This is a genomic window from Paraburkholderia caffeinilytica, from assembly GCF_003368325.1.
GTDB classification, from domain to species: domain Bacteria; phylum Pseudomonadota; class Gammaproteobacteria; order Burkholderiales; family Burkholderiaceae; genus Paraburkholderia; species Paraburkholderia caffeinilytica.
In genome coordinates this window covers 1,718,591-1,733,203 of sequence record NZ_CP031466.1, presented here as the reverse complement: position 1 = coordinate 1,733,203, position 14,613 = coordinate 1,718,591, and the positions used below count along the sequence as shown (strand labels likewise).

Sequence of the window (14,613 nt, the reverse complement as noted above, 5' to 3'; positions counted from 1 at the left end):
TCCAGCAAAAAGGCATCGGCACAGCGCGAATCGAACGGGTGATCAAAGCGCCACCCCTTCGTCGCCGATCAGTTTTTCGAGCAGCCAGATCAGCGCGAAGTCGATCGCGACGATGAAAACGGCGAAACAGAACACGGTCGGATCGAGCGACGACACCGTGCGGCTGTAGAGCCACACCGGCAGCGTCATCGTGTCGATGCCGTACAGGAAGAAGGTCACCGTGAATTCGTTGAACGAGACGATGAACGCGAACAGCATGCCGGCGAGAATGCCGGGGCGCATCAGCGGCAGGATCACGTCGACCAGTGCGCGGGTCGGGCTTGCGCCCATCACGCAGGCCGCTTCCTCGAACTCAGGTCCGATCGAGGCCACCGACGCCGCACAATTCTTCACGGTGAACGGCAGCGCCAGAATCACGTGCGCGATGATCAGGCGGAAAACGCCGAGTTCGACCGGCAGCACGTTGAACACCAGCAGCAGCGACAAGCCGAGCATCACCAGCGGATAGACGAGCGGCAACGCCACCAGTTGTTCGACTGCGGGTTTGCCGCGAAAACGGTAACGGCTCAGTGCGTAGGCGGCGGGCACCGAGACGAGCGTGGCGATGACCATTGTCGAAAGTGCGACGATCAGGCTGGTGCTGAGCGCGGCGCCCATCGAGAGGGTGTCGCTTGCATCCGGCGAGACAAAGCTGTGCCAGGCCGCGCGGTACCAATGCAGGCCGTAGGCGTGCGGCGGGAATTCGAGCGTGTCGGCCGCGCTGAACGACATCGCGATCATCGTCAGGATCGGCAGCGCCGCGAGAAACAGCACGATGGCGGCCAGCAGCGCGGTGGCCTTGCCGAGCTGGCCGGGCATGGTGATCGGCAAACGCGGCTGGCGCGGTGAACGTGGTGAATGCGGTGAACGTGGGGGACGCGTCAAGGGCGTCTGGATCGGCGTGCTCATGCGTGAGGCTCCTCGGCGAGACGTTGCGTACGGCGCACGAGCCGCTGCGACAGCGCCATCACGGTGAGCGTCGCGATCATCAGCACGACACCGGATGCGGAAGCGGCGGGCCAGTTCAGCAGGGGCGCGACCTGGTCGTGGACCAGCACGGCGAGCATCGGCACGCGGCGTCCGCCGAGCAGCAAGGGTACGGCGAAGGCGCTGGCGTTGTACGCGAACACGAGCAGGGCGCCGGACACGAGACCCGGCATGGCGAGCGGCAGCAGCACATGGCGCAGCGTTTGCCAGCGTGTCGCGCCGAGCGTGGCCGCGGCTTCTTCATACGAGCTCGAGACCGCGCGCATCGCGCTCGACAAAGGCAGCACGGCCAGTGGAAACGCCGTCTGAATCAAACCGAGCAACACGCCGTGTTCGCGATACAGCCACATCACCGGACGCTCGACGAGGCCGCTGCCGAGCAGCGCGTGATTGAGCAGGCCCGCTGGGCCGAGAATGATCAGCCAGCCATAACCTTGCAGCAGCAGATTGACGAGCAAGGGCAGCAGCACGCCCGCGAGCAACAACCGCCGCGCGAGCCGCGACTGCGTGCGCGCCATCGCCAACGCGACGGGAATCGCCAGCAGCACGGCGCAGACCATGCTCTGGAACGCGAGCTTCAATGTGAGCCACAACGACTTCAGGAAATAGCCGTCGAGGAGATCGGCATAGTTCTGCAGCGTGAAGCCGCGCCATTCGTTGCCTTGCGTGCCGAAGCTCATGCGCAGCACGACGAGCGCGGCCGCGCCGAGGATGGCGAGAAATAACAGGATCGGCGCGAGCAGAAGCCAGGGGCGCGCTTTCGCGAGCGCCGTGGACGCCTGCTCGTCCGGTGCGCGGGATGCGGCGCCGGGCGAACCGGCAGCCGCGCCCGGCGCATCGTCCGTCGCCGCGCCCGACGCAGACGGGGCACGCCGCGAAAAGCGCGCGAGCATCGTGGTCATGCCGAGAAAATATCGGTGTAGCGCTTGATCCACGCCGGCTGCACGACGGCGAGCGCCTTGTCGTCATGCAGGATCGCCTTCTCGGCGATCTGCTGCGGACTCGGCACGAACGCCCGGCTTTCGGCCGGAATCACCGCTTTCGAATTGACCGGGCCGTTCAGCACGTCGGCAGCCATGCGGCCTTGCACGCCGGCGTCGAGCGAATGGTTGATGAAGGCGTGGATCAGATCGCTGTCGCCCGGATGCGACTTCGGGATCACCGTGAACATCAGTTGCGTGGCGAAACCTTCCTTCATGCCGTAGGTCACGCCCATCTTGTACTCGGGCTTGCGGATCTGGTCCGGGAAAAAGGCCGGCGAATAGATGCCGCCAATATCGAGCGAGCCGGTGCGGAACAGATCGGCTACCTGATTCGGATTCTCGCCGAGCGTCATCACGTGGTCCTTCAACTGCATCAGCTTCTTGAAGCCCGGCTCGATGTTCTGTTGCGAACCGCCGCTCATTTTTGCGGCGATGATCGCGAGGTCCACCGCTTCGGCCCATTCGGGCGGCGGCAGGAACAGGCGTCCGGCGTACTTCGGGTCCCATAGTGCTTCGTACGAAGACGGCGCCGTTTTGACCGTCGACGTGTTGTAGATCAAACCGTCCGACCACAGCAGATAACCCACGCCGAAGCCGTTCGCGCCCGTGCGGTATTGCGGCGCGACCTCCTTCAGGTTCGGCAGCTTGTCGAGATCGGGCTTCATCAGCAGGCCGGCGTCGCCCAGACCCGCCGCGCCGACGCCGGCCAGCGTGATGACGTCGTAAGTGGGACGATCGCCCGCGGCCTTGACCTTGGCGACCATGCCGGAGGTGCCGTCGGCGCGATCGGCGACGACCTTCGCGCCGGTCTTCGCCGTGAACGTGGCGGCGATGTTGCGCAGGGCGGCGGCGCCGGTGTCGTCCGACCAGGTCAGGAGGCGCAGTGTCTTGCCGGAGAAGTTGTGCTCCTGCGCCCGCAGATTGATGAACGGCATCGGCAAGGTGGACGCCGCGAGTGCCGCGCCGATCGTCTTGATGGCCTGCCTTCTACCCCGTTTGATCTCTTGCATGGCGGTCTCCTGTGTTGAACGCCTGTTGCCTGGTGATATTCGCTCTGACCGCTGCCGCTGCATCGCCCATTTGCGCTGCCGGTCTTACCCGGTTTCACGCAATGCCGGGTGCGCTGCGTGTTGATGCACTCTAGGTTTGCCAAAATCCTCCAACAAACGAAATATGCGCATGGCGCGCATGACGGAATCTCATGGGTCGGCTGTCGTGCGACGCTAGCAGCAGCTTTGCTGCGATCCGTGGGAAGACCAAGCCAGTGGCGTATCGGGGTTAACGTCCATGATCGATTGACGTCGGCGGGCTTGAAGGAGGTATGAGGAAAGCTCGGTTCTGGTGCGGTGTCCGGCGGGATGTGCCCTGAGTCGGTGCAAGCGGGGGCGCCCAGGCCTGAATCGACGTGCAGGTCATGAGCGGAATGCATGTGCGTTTGTCCGCGCGCAACGCCTGCGGAACATTCTGATCGCGTATCCTGTGGGCTCAAGGGCGCGACGGCACGCCATGCCGCACGCCCGGGCAATGACTTTTCCTGATCCCGGACTGGACTATCCCGATGCGACGTCTCCCGCCGCTCAATGCGCTGCAGATTTTCGAAACCGTCGCGCGGCATCGCAGCTTCACGCGCGCCGCCGACCACCTGTGCCTGACGCAAGGCGCGGTCAGCCGGCAAATCATCGCGCTCGAGGACTACTACAAGTTCCCGCTCTTCAAACGCCACGCAAAAGGTCTGACGCTGACCGCCGAAGGCGAGTTGCTGCTGCCGGCCGTGAAGGAGAGCTTCGCGCGCATCGAGGAGATATCGCTGCGCCTCACGCGTCAACGTACCGATCTCGCATTGAAAGTGCCGACCTGCGTGATGCGCTGGATGTTGCCCAAGATCATGCGCTTTCAGGCCGAGTATCCCGAGCTGCACGTGCAGATCACCACGACCTGGCAGCACGACGTCGATTTCCAGCTCGAGCCGTTCGACGCGGCGATCATCTACGGCTCGTCACCGGGCGTGGACGTGCAGGCGGTGCCCTTGTTCGAGGAGCGTCTGACGCCGGTGTGCGCGCCCGATCTGCTGAAAGACAAACCGTTGGACGAGGTGGCGGATCTGGCGCGCCACACGCTGCTGCATCCAACGCGCGACCATCGCGACTGGAAGATGTGGCTCGCCAAGGTGAGCGATGTGGATGCCGCGAACACGCAAGGTATCGACGCCGGGCACGGCCCGAGCTTCGACACGCTCGACATGGCGACCAACGCCGCTTTGCAGGGCTTCGGTGTCGCCATCAGCGATCTTGCCTTGATCGACGAAGACGTTGCGGCGAGGCGTCTCGTGCGGCCGTTCGATACGGTGCTCAAGACCGGCTGGCGCTATTACTTCGTGTATCCGGATTCAGTCGCGCATCAGCAGAAGCTGAATCTGTTTCGCGACTGGATTGCGGCGCACTGGGAGGAGTAGGCGCGGGCGGCCGCCGTTTGAGGTGGGCGTGGACCCTGAGCCTATCTTCAGGGCGCGAAGGACAGAAACAGATACGCCGCGAACAGCGACAGATGCACGGCGCCCTGCAGGATCGTCGTGCGTCCGGTGCTGAGCGTCAGGGTGCCGACAACCAGCGTGAGCGCCAGCAGCACGGTTTCCTTGCCGTCGATACCGAGGATGAGCGGCTGGGCGGTCCACAAGAACACCGCGGCGACCGTTGGAATGGTCAGCCCGATGCTGGCCAGCGCTGAGCCGAGCGCGAGATTCAGGCTGTTCTGCAAGCGATCGGCCCGCGCCGCGCGCACGGCAGCGAGTCCTTCGGGCAGCAGCACCAGCGCGGCGATGATAATGCCGACCACCGCGGGCGGCGCACCCGCGTTCTTCACCGCGGTTTCGACCACCGGCGAGAGCACCTTCGCCAGCAATACGACCGCGACGAGGCACACCACCAGCAAGCCGCCGCTGACCAGCGCCACACCGATACTCGGCGGGGTGGCATGGACGTCCTCGTCGGGGACGCCGGCAAGAAAGTAGTCGCGATGCCGCACGGTCTGGACGAACACGAACACGCCATACAGCACCAGCGACGACACCCCCGCAAACGCCAGTTGCGACGACGACAGAAGCGGGCCGGCGCTGGTCGTCGTGTAGTTCGGCATGACCAGCGTCAACACGGACAACGACGCGAGCACCGCCAGCGCAGCCGCCGCGCCGCGACTCTGAAAGTCCTGCTCGCGATGCCGGATGCCGCCCACCAGCAGGCAAATACCCACGATCCCGTTGCAGACGATCATCACCGCGGCGAATACGGTGTCGCGTGCGAGCCCGGCCTTTTCCGGGCCGGACGTCAGCATGACCGAGACGATCAGCGCGACCTCGATCACCGTGACGGCCACCGCCAGCACCAGGGTCCCGAACGGCTCGCCGACGCGATGCGCGACCACTTCCGCATGGTGCACGGCCGTGAACACGGCGGCGCACAGCGCGACGCCGATGAGCGCGAGCAGCAGTCCGTTGCCCGGCAAGGTATACGCGACGCCCAGCACGATCCAGGCGGCGAAGGGCGAGGCAATGGTCCAGCGGGGCAAACCGGTCGCGGGCGTGGTCATTCAGAGCCTCCTTTCATGGCGTGTTCTGTGGCTTGTGCCGGACTGGCGCGGCGCGCGCGGACGGCGCCGACGAGACTCGGGAGCGAGCGCGAATGCCAAACCATTCTGTCAACAATGTGCGATAACACATTAAATTATAAAGGATAGTTTGCGGCGGACGAGGTTTCGTCCGTCCGCGCTACGGATTGTGCAGACGCAGTGGCGGGGACGGCAAGACAACCGACGGCTGTTCTGCATCTGAAGGATTGGATGGATTGAGCGACGCGGGATTGCGCGGAAAATGCAGCGTGGTTTCGATGGACGAAACACCATCGGCCGACAACAGCCGGGTTGCCGCTTCAGGGAAAGAAACCGGATGTTTGGGTCCGGGCGCGCCGCCTCGTGATGAGGCGGCGCGCCCGGGTGTCGCGTGACGACTGTCTAACGCGATTACTGGCCGACCGGACGGATCGTCAGTGCGTTCTTGACCGACGTCACGCCCGGCACGCCTTGCGCGGTCTGGGTTGCCAGGTCGACCTGCGGCTGCTCAGGCACCGTGCCGGCCAGCGTCACTGCGCCGCTACGCGCACGCACGGTGATGTTGGCCACGCTCAGGCCCTTGGTCTTCGACAACGCGGTGCGCACTTTGCGTCCCAATGCGCGATCGGCTTTCTTGACCGCCTTGGCACCGCCAGCCGCGGACGAAGCGGCCATAGGGGCCGCCGGAGCTGCAGCGTCGCTGCTTTGTGCGTACGCGTTGATGGACGCCAGAACGATCAGCGCGCCGCCGACCATCTTGATTGCCTGGAATGCTTTCATTCAACTCTCTCCTATTGTCATGAATACATACGACGGCCCCGGAATGGGCCGGTGTACTGCACCAGCGGGTACTTCGGGATCAAATCTGAATGGAACGTTGCTGCGGTCGTGCAACTTCTTGCAATCTGTAAGCTGATCAGGCGCGCCTAAGCACACGCATGCCGGCAAAGGCTGTCCTGCAAGCCGGAAACACACGATACTCCAATTAGTGCCATGGTGAACGCGTAGCTGCCCGGAAATGAGGTTTTGGTACAACGCCTGGGCCGATGAAGGCAGACCGATGGCGCTCTACCACTTGATGCGGAGCGGGTGGCGCGGTCGTGGGCGCGTCTGCGCCGCCAGGCCGCACATCCATCGAACCCCGCGCGTTGCGCTTAACGACCTCCGTCCGGATCGCATGCCAAAGCAGCCTTTGCCTATCCTCCCATTGCTGCGTGACGATTTGCCGCTCGATACCGTCGCGCTGGCGCGTTTCATGGTCGGCAAATATCTGGTGCACGACCTCCCTGAAGGCCGTATCAGCGGCCGGATTGTCGAAACCGAGGCTTATCCGCTCGGCGATTCGACCAGCCATGCTTTTCAAGGCCGCCGCCCGTACAACGGTTCGATGTTTCTCGCCCCGGGCCACGCTTATATCCGGCTCACGTACGGGCTTTCGTACATGCTGAACATGTCCGCGGAAGCGGAGGAGGTTGGCGCCGGGATTCTGCTGCGCGCCATCGAGCCGCTGGAAGGTTTGCCCCTGATGGAAGCGCGGCGGCCGGGCGTGCCGCTGCGCGATCTCACGCGCGGTCCCGGCCGGCTTACCGTAGCGTTGGGCATCGATCAGTCGTTCGACGGTCGCGATCTTTGCACCGGGCGCGGCTTGTGGATCGGCGTGATAGAGAGCGGGGATGTGCCGGTCGGCGTGACGACGCGTATCGGCTTGTCGCGCGAAATGCATCGGCCGTTACGGTTTTTCGAACCCGGCAGCGCGTTCGTCAGCGGGCCCCGAAAATTGTTGCTGCCGCCGCATGCCGACACGTTGACGCGTGCGCAAATCTGACTACTGACGTCAAGCAATGCGGCAAAACACGCTCAATGGAGCAGCATTTTCGAAACATCAGACACAAAGGTTACGATTCCGACAATTATTACGGTAAATCGACGGCTTGGACGATCTTTGTTCGTTAGTTCCGCCGCATTCTTGCGTTTTGAACAATTATCTATCTCGCAATTAAGGGTTTTCCCGCGATGTTCGGGTGACTAGACTGAAACGACTCGCTTCTCGCATCGTGCGACAAGCGAAGCAAAAATCAGATCTGGAGGTAAGTCATCATGAAATCGCTCATCAAGGCAATCGCTATTGCAGCCGTTCTCGCCGCCCCGGTCGCTTCGTTCGCTCAATCGGCCGACCAGCCCGCGACCCGCGCGGAAGTCCGCAATCAATTGATCCAGCTGGAACAAGCGGGCTACAACCCGGCCGCGAGCAACGACCCGAACTATCCGGCTGATGCGCAAGCCGCCGAAAGCCGTGTGCAGGCGCAAAATCCGGCCGTCGCGCAGACGCAGGAGCCGGTCGCGGATACCAGCGGATACGGTGGCGCGGTGAGCGGTTCGTCGCAATCGGGTGGCGTCGTGCAGCCGATGTCGGGCCCGAAGGCCGTCTATTTCGGTAACTAGGCCGGTTGCGGCCGGCCGGTCGTCGATCAGATCGAAGCAGGGCGTGCGTGCAACACGCGAGCGCACGTTCTGCAGTTGGCAGGCAATCCGAGATATGACGCGTTCAGGGGTATGCGCACTTTATGCGCCGCGCATTCTCGCGGCCCACAATTCAGGAACCTCCGCTGCCGCAAGGTAGCTTTGCCCAACCTTTTTCAAGGATTGGGCTTTTTTTGCGTGCTGTTCCGCCAGCGTGCGACGCCCGAATCGCAGTGCGGACCGCCGCGGGCTGCGACAGGCAGCGACCCTCAGGGCCGTTCGCCGTGAATGTAGAACTCGAGTTGCTGAATCGTGAATTGCTGCTCGGCGATGATGTTCTTCACCAGGTCGCCGATCGATACCATGCCCACCAGGCGGTCGTTGTCGATGACCGGCAAGTGGCGCATGCGCCGTTCGGTCATCAGGGCCATGCAATCGTCGGTGGTCTGGTCGGGACGGACGAAGCGCACGGCTTTGCTCATGATGTCGCGCACCGGCGTGGCCTTCGACGAACGGTCCATCAGGACGACTTTGCGCGCATAGTCGCGCTCCGTGACAATCCCGGCGATGCTGTCGCCGTCTGTCACGACCAGTGCGCCGATACCCTTTTCAGCCATCAGCTTGATCGCCTCGTAGACGGAATCGTCGGCCCCGACCGTGTAGACGATGGTGTTGTTCGGTTTCGTTTTAAGAAGCTGTGCAACGCTTGTCATGGAGCGGCTCCGTTTCGCAGTGCAGCACGCCGAGGCGGCGCGCTGTCGTGAGGGACAGGCTATTCCAGTATAGGCGCGACGCGCGGCCGAAGTACTTCGGGAATACCTGTGGCGCGCGGCATGTCCGGTCTCATTCGATGCTCGCGAGCGGTGCGCCGTCGCACGGTTCCTTGCGCGGTGCATGGACATCCGATGCGTTGTGCCGATTAGCGGTAAACTCCCAGTCCACACCTTATTCCCGGTTTGATCGGGTTCATGTCAGCACCATTGTCCAACGCCATGCTCACGTCTCACGATCCGTCGCAAGCAGCAGACGGCGCAACCAACGGCGAATGCGTCGTTCTCGACGCTACCGCCACGCTCCCCACGCGCTACGGCACGTTTACCTCCTATGTGTTTCGCGTGGCCGAAAGCGGCGCCGAACATCTTGCGCTCGTGATGGGCGATGTCGCCAACCAGTCGTCCGTATTGACGCGCCTGCACTCCGAGTGCCTGACGGGCGACGTGCTCGGCTCTTATCGCTGCGATTGCGGCGAACAACTCGATCTGGCGCTGCGCTATATCGCGGCGGAAGGCTGCGGCGTGCTGCTGTATCTGCGCGGCCACGAAGGGCGCGGCATTGGGTTGTCGAACAAGATTCGCGCGTATGCGCTGCAGGAGCAGGGCCGCGACACCGTCGAGGCCAATCTCGATCTCGGCTTGCCCGACGACTCGCGCGAATACGATTCGGCGGCGGGCATTTTGCGCACGCTCAAGGTCACCTCGGTGCGCCTGATGAGCAACAATCCGGAAAAATTCGACACGCTGTCGAAACACGGCATTCCGGTATGCGAGCGGGTCGCGCTGGCGATTCCGATGCGCGAAGAAAACGAGCGCTATATCCGCACCAAACAGTTGAAGTTTGGGCACTACTTCGACGAAAACGAATAATTGACGCGTACGCGCCGGCCACCTTTTGCAAACGGTGACCGGTGCTTTGGCGTCGATTTCGTCAATGAGTTGAGCCGTTATGCCGAGGGGCTTTTACGTATCCAGCGTGCACCTTCGGGGTAGATAGGGCGTGTCTCTTTACTGCCTCGCTCGAACGAACTGTGCAAAATTGTTCGATATGGATTGCCACTCCTGTTGCTGCTGCTCGATGGGGTTTTCCAACTCAGCATCAAACACAACGCGAACCGTCCGGCGTTTCCAGATAACGCTGCAAATGTGCGAACCTCTCGTGCGCGACATCCGGCTTCGAACCGGGCCTGGTTGCGGCGAGTCAGAATAAACCAAAGTCGTCGTTGCTATCGGGAATCGCGTTGAGTATGTCCCGAAGCGCTCGCCAGCCAATCAATCCCGCGAGACCTGCCGGGATAGTCATCCAGTAGCGGGTGTCCGTCGTTCCGCGTGTCTGCGGGATGCGAGGCGTCGTGCTTTTCCTGGACTCCATCGATGCGCGCAGTAAAGGGCAGGTATGCATGCCGTTTCTCCTATCGCGAGTGCGGTTCAGCGTGCCGTCGCAGTTGCAGTTCCAGTTGCCGTCGCAGTTTCAGCCATGCGCGCCAGGATCGACGCAAGCACGTCCACTAGCGCGGTCGCGCCGAAGCGCCGCTCGCTGACCTCCGTTTCGACGTCGATGCGACCCGCGTTGTGTGAGTCGTACAGATCCGTAATGAGACGCGCGTGGTTTTCGCTGAGTCCCGCGCCTTGCAGCATGGCGGCCCATTCGCCTCGCGGCACTTCATGAGCCGCAATCTGCCGGTGCGCCAATTCACCGAGCGTGCGCGCGATGTCTAGCGCGCTGACGCGCGCCTCACCCTCGAGGCTCACCACCCGTGGCGACATCTTCGCCGGTCTGTCGTCGAGCAATAATTCGGCGGCCAGCAGCCCGACATCGTGTGCGGCGACTGTCGGAAACAGCTTGCTCAACGGATGATGCAGACTTGGCAGCACACCTCTGGCAAGCGCGACCGGCAGCATGCGCGCCCAGTTGTGCATGTGTTCGGCTGCGCGCAGAAACGTCAACTGCGAGCCAACAGGCGCGAGTTGCGTTTCGAGGTAGTGGAAGAGCGTCGTGATGCCGGTGCCGCTCGGGTGTTCCGCGCCGTAGTCGGACAGCGCGAGCAGGCGGTGCGGCGGGTTGGCGCGCAAGGCGTCCGCGCTCACGTCGATCATGCGCCGCATCGTGGTTGAGGGATCGGCGTTCGCGTGCGGCACCGGACACAGTATCTGTACCCCGTACGCCCCTTCGATAGCGCGTGCGACAGAGGTTGGATCGAGCAGATCGGCGATGGCGATTTCGCAGCCGATTGCCGCCAGCGTGTCGCCTTGCTTGCCGTTACGCACGACCGCGCGTACTTCGCGGCCTGCCCGGCGCAACGCCGCCGCGCTTACTCTGCCTACATTGCCTGCTGCTCCAAAGATCACAAACACGTTGAGCTCCTTGCTGGGTCGGTATGCGGCCATCTTAAGGAGGCGGGCAGGGAGAAACGCGCGGGCACGGATCGTCGTGCGCAGATTCGGATGATTGTTTTTCCGTGGGACTGCGCAGCACGTGCGTCGAGGCGCTGTGAGCCCAAGCGAAAGAGTAAAAAACGCAGCACAATGCACACATACTGTCCGCCATCGAGAGGGAAAGCAATGAATGCCGCGACACCGATACCGCAGCCGCACAGTGGTTCCCGCATTACGTTGCTCTCGAGCAAGGCGCTCGGCTGGCAGGGCTTTGGTGCGGAGCTGGTCAACGTGTCGGCCGGGCTGCACCGGATTCCCGCGCTCAAGCATCATCGCGTGGGCGTGCATGTCGGCGCGCCGGTGAGGGCGCGTTGCATATGCAGTGAGCGCCGCTACTCGCGGATTCAGGCGCATGGCGATGCCGATGTGATTCCCGCGGGCGTCGACGGGCAGTGGACCGATGAAGCCGCCTGCACGATTTTCAGTGTGTGGATCGGCGAAGACTTCGCGCGGAGGACCATCGAACAACTGGAATTGAAGACGGGCGAAGCGCGGCTTCGTCCGCAACTCCAGATGCGCGACCCGCGCTTTCAGCATCTGGCCTGGGCGTTACGCGCGGAACTCGAAGCGGACGATGCGTCCGATCCGCTCTACGCCGAAAGCCTCTGCACGGCAATGGTGGTGCGTCTGATCGGCAACGCACCGGTGCTCGACAGACTCGAGAACAAGCGTCGCACGCTTGCGCCGAAGACCGCGGCGCGCGTGATCGAGTTTATCGAAGCGCACCTCGATCAGCGTCTCACGCTTGGCGAACTGGCGACGCACGCCGAATTGAGTGTCCCGCATTTCAAGGTGCTGTTTCGCGAGACACTTGGCATGCCGGTGCATCAGTACGTGGTGCAAAGGCGAGTGGAGCGGGCAAGGGCGTTATTGCTCCAAGGCAAGTTGAGCGCGAGTCAGATCGCGCTGGAGACGGGCTTCGCGCATCAGAGTCATATGGCGCATTGGATGGGGCGGTTGTTGGGCATTACGCCGCGAGAGTTGGTCAGGTCAAGCGCGAATCCACACAGCATTATCGAACTCGATTCCTTCCATGCTCGCCGCATCGCAACACCGCGATAAACCCTGAAAACCGGCTGCAGCATAAACAGTTTGGAGTTCCCGCTCTATTGCCCTCGGTCGATTTGTATAGCTAAATATGCGGACTTCGCAACCGGAGGCCGTTACATGTCGAAATCGAAGGGTTCTCGCATCGTCGCCTGGGCGATCGCGGCTGCTGTCGCCAATGCGCCGCTCGCCGTTCTTCTGACACTCGTCACACCCGCCGGTATCGATCGCGCAGTTGCCGCGACGTCGAATGCAAGCACTGACGACTACGCGGCAACCCGCTATCCGATCATCCTCGTTCACGGGCTTGCAGGCACCGACAAATATCTCGGCGTACTCGACTACTGGTACGGCATTCAGTCCGACCTCCAGCAGCACGGCGCAACCGTCTATGTGGCGAACCTGTCGGGCTTTCAGAGCGACGACGGACCGAACGGCCGTGGCGAACAGTTGCTCGCCTACGTGAAGCAGGTCCTGGCGGCGACCGGCGCGCAGAAGGTGAACCTGATCGGCCACAGCCAGGGTGGTTTGACCTCGCGCTACGTGGCGGCGGTGGCGCCGGAACTCGTGGCGTCGGTCACCACGATCGGCACGCCGCATCGCGGCTCGGAGTTCGCCGACTTCGCGCAGGACGCGTTGCAAAAGGATCCGACCGGTCTTTCGACACCGATCATCGGCGCGTTCGCAAATAGTTTCGGCATCCTGACGAGCAGCAATAACAACACCAACCAGAATGCGGTCGCCGCGCTGCAGACGCTGACCACGGCCAACGCCGCAGCCTACAACTTGCGCTATCCGAGCGCCGGCCTCGGTGCGCCGGGTTCGTGCCAAACCGGTGCGGCGACGGAAACCGTCAACGGCAACACGCATCTGTTGTACTCGTGGGCGGGCAGTGCGATTCAGCCCACCTCTTTACTCGGCATCCCCGGCGCCACCGACACCAGTGTCGCGCCAGTCGATTCCGCCAACGTCCTCGATCCGTCGACACTCGTGTTGTACGGCACAGGCGCCATCATGCTGAGCCGCCAATCGGGGCAGAACGATGGACTCGTCTCGGTGTGCAGCGCGCTCTACGGCAAGGTGCTCGGCACCCGCTATAAGTGGAACCATCTCGACGAGATCAATCAGTTGCTCGGCGTGCGCGGCGCGAATGCAGCGGATCCGGTGGCCGTGATTCGCACGCAGGCAAACCGACTGAAGACGCAAGGCGTGTGAACGGATGCGGCGACTGGAGCGGCAGCGCGGCAGTGCGAGGCGTCAGTGGCTGGTTTTCGTGGCGGTGGGCGCGGTGTCGGCCGGTGCGGCATTGTGGCTGAACCGGCCGCCGCCCGCGCGTGATGTGGCGGCGATGCGGGTGGTGAATGCGGCGAGTTCTGCGCAACCAGCGCTCGCCTCGGGCAAGGACATGGCCACCGGTGCGTCGACGGCCGGCGGATTGCCCGCTTCGCTCGACGGTTCGTCGCCACCGCATCTGCCAACCGATGGCCGCGGCCACCTCATGCGCTCGCGTGCGGTCCGGGATTTCTTCGACTACTTCCTGACGGCGCAAAATGAAATCCCGGCGGCGACGCTCGATGCATTAGTGCGTCGGCAGATCGCCGCGCAGCTCGACGGCACGCCGGCCGCCGACGAAGCGGTGACCGTCTGGCAGCGCTACAACGCTTATCGGACGGCGCTCGGCTCGTCGCTACAGCCCTCGCCAACCCAAGGCCCAAGCGGCGCAAAGCTGGACCTCGACGCGCTGCAACTCTCGCTCGATCAGTGCGACGCCTTAGGCAACCGGCTGATGGGCGAATGGAACGAGCCGTTCTTCGGCGCCGAATCGCAGCAGCAACATAGGGATCTGGCGCATCTGCGCATCGCGTCGGACGGCTCGTTGAGCACCGCGCAAAAAGCGGCGCGTCTTGCCGGACTAGACGCGGCCGAGCCACCGGAAGCACGCGCGGCCCACGAACGGGCACGCGAGCAGCAGGCCGCACTCGACACGATCAGCCAGGCGCAGAAGCAGGGCGGTTCGCTCGACGCGATGCGCGCGCAGATCACGCAAACACTCGGGCCTGAAGCGGCGCAACGCGTCTTGCAGATGCAGCAGGCCGACGACGCCTGGCAAGCCCGCTACGCGGACTACTCGAACCAACGCGCGCAGATCGGCAAACAGGATTTGCCGCCTCAGCAACGCGATGCGCAGATCGCGCAGTTGCGCCAGCAGTTCTTCACCAATCCGAGCGACGCGATGCGGGCGGCGTCGCTCGATCGCGGCAGCGCGTCAGCAAACTGAACCCGCTATC

General features: G+C 63.3%; 14 protein-coding genes. 7 read left to right on the top strand and 7 right to left on the bottom strand.

Going from position 1 to position 14,613, the window contains the following annotated elements:
• Positions 1-42: 42 nt before the first annotated feature.
• Genes DSC91_RS07705 through DSC91_RS07695 form a run of 3 tightly spaced genes read right to left on the bottom strand, consistent with a single transcriptional unit; the run spans position 43 to position 3,019 of the window.
• Positions 43-948, bottom strand: a complete 906-nt coding sequence (locus tag DSC91_RS07705; RefSeq protein ID WP_115777577.1) for an ABC transporter permease — start codon at positions 946-948, stop codon at positions 43-45.
• Complete coding sequence (locus tag DSC91_RS07700; RefSeq protein ID WP_115777576.1) at positions 945-1,928, bottom strand: ABC transporter permease; 984 nt, start codon at positions 1,926-1,928, stop codon at positions 945-947. Before DSC91_RS07700 ends, DSC91_RS07705 begins: the two co-directional genes overlap by 4 nt.
• Positions 1,925-3,019 carry an ABC transporter substrate-binding protein gene (locus tag DSC91_RS07695; protein ID WP_115777575.1) on the bottom strand — a complete coding sequence of 365 codons (1,095 nt, stop codon included), beginning with the start codon at positions 3,017-3,019 and terminating at the stop codon, positions 1,925-1,927. Before DSC91_RS07695 ends, DSC91_RS07700 begins: the two co-directional genes overlap by 4 nt.
• 548 nt (positions 3,020-3,567) lie before the next feature.
• Between DSC91_RS07695 and DSC91_RS07690 the strand changes: the two genes are divergently transcribed.
• Positions 3,568-4,461: a LysR substrate-binding domain-containing protein gene (locus DSC91_RS07690; protein ID WP_115777574.1), complete on the top strand. Its 894-nt coding sequence runs from the start codon at positions 3,568-3,570 to the stop codon at positions 4,459-4,461.
• A gap of 47 nt (positions 4,462-4,508) precedes the next feature.
• On the opposite strand, the gene DSC91_RS07685 is transcribed toward DSC91_RS07690, so the two are convergent.
• Both DSC91_RS07685 and DSC91_RS07680 read right to left on the bottom strand, forming a co-directional pair.
• Entirely contained in the window at positions 4,509-5,591 is a 1,083-nt protein-coding gene (locus DSC91_RS07685; RefSeq protein ID WP_115777573.1) for a calcium:cation antiporter, read from the bottom strand.
• Between the two features lie 429 nt (positions 5,592-6,020).
• Entirely contained in the window at positions 6,021-6,389 is a 369-nt protein-coding gene (locus DSC91_RS07680; RefSeq protein ID WP_115777572.1) for a BON domain-containing protein, read from the bottom strand.
• 397 nt (positions 6,390-6,786) lie between these two features.
• On the opposite strand from DSC91_RS07680, the gene DSC91_RS07675 reads away from it, so the two are divergent.
• Entirely contained in the window at positions 6,787-7,434 is a 648-nt protein-coding gene (locus tag DSC91_RS07675; protein ID WP_115777571.1) for a DNA-3-methyladenine glycosylase, read from the top strand.
• Between the two features lie 272 nt (positions 7,435-7,706).
• On the top strand, positions 7,707-8,051 hold the full coding sequence (locus tag DSC91_RS07670) for a DUF4148 domain-containing protein (protein WP_115777570.1): 345 nt from the start codon (positions 7,707-7,709) through the stop codon (positions 8,049-8,051).
• Positions 8,052-8,338: 287 nt separating this feature from the next.
• On the opposite strand, the gene DSC91_RS07665 is transcribed toward DSC91_RS07670, so the two are convergent.
• Entirely contained in the window at positions 8,339-8,782 is a 444-nt protein-coding gene (locus tag DSC91_RS07665) for a CBS domain-containing protein (RefSeq protein ID WP_115777569.1), read from the bottom strand.
• A gap of 279 nt (positions 8,783-9,061) precedes the next feature.
• Here DSC91_RS07665 and ribA point away from each other — a divergent pair, with 279 nt between their 5' ends.
• Positions 9,062-9,712 (top strand): GTP cyclohydrolase II, encoded by a 651-nt coding sequence (gene ribA / locus DSC91_RS07660; RefSeq protein ID WP_115777568.1) that lies wholly within the window; start codon positions 9,062-9,064, stop codon positions 9,710-9,712.
• A 558-nt stretch (positions 9,713-10,270) separates the two neighbouring features.
• Here ribA and DSC91_RS07650 read toward each other — a convergent pair.
• Complete coding sequence (locus DSC91_RS07650) at positions 10,271-11,197, bottom strand: NmrA family NAD(P)-binding protein (RefSeq protein WP_115777566.1); 927 nt, start codon at positions 11,195-11,197, stop codon at positions 10,271-10,273.
• Between the two features lie 207 nt (positions 11,198-11,404).
• Here DSC91_RS07650 and DSC91_RS07645 point away from each other — a divergent pair, with 207 nt between their 5' ends.
• The 3 genes from DSC91_RS07645 (at position 11,405) to DSC91_RS07635 (ending at position 14,603) form a co-directional block, all read left to right on the top strand.
• The gene (locus DSC91_RS07645) at positions 11,405-12,340 is read left to right on the top strand and encodes an AraC family transcriptional regulator (protein WP_115777565.1); all 936 of its coding nucleotides are present in this window, start codon (positions 11,405-11,407) and stop codon (positions 12,338-12,340) included.
• Between the two features lie 105 nt (positions 12,341-12,445).
• A complete protein-coding gene (locus DSC91_RS07640; protein WP_115777564.1) occupies positions 12,446-13,540 on the top strand; it encodes a triacylglycerol lipase in 1,095 nt (364 codons plus the stop codon).
• 4 nt (positions 13,541-13,544) lie between these two features.
• On the top strand, positions 13,545-14,603 hold the full coding sequence (locus tag DSC91_RS07635; protein ID WP_115777563.1) for a lipase secretion chaperone: 1,059 nt from the start codon (positions 13,545-13,547) through the stop codon (positions 14,601-14,603).
• Positions 14,604-14,613: the final 10 nt, after the last annotated feature.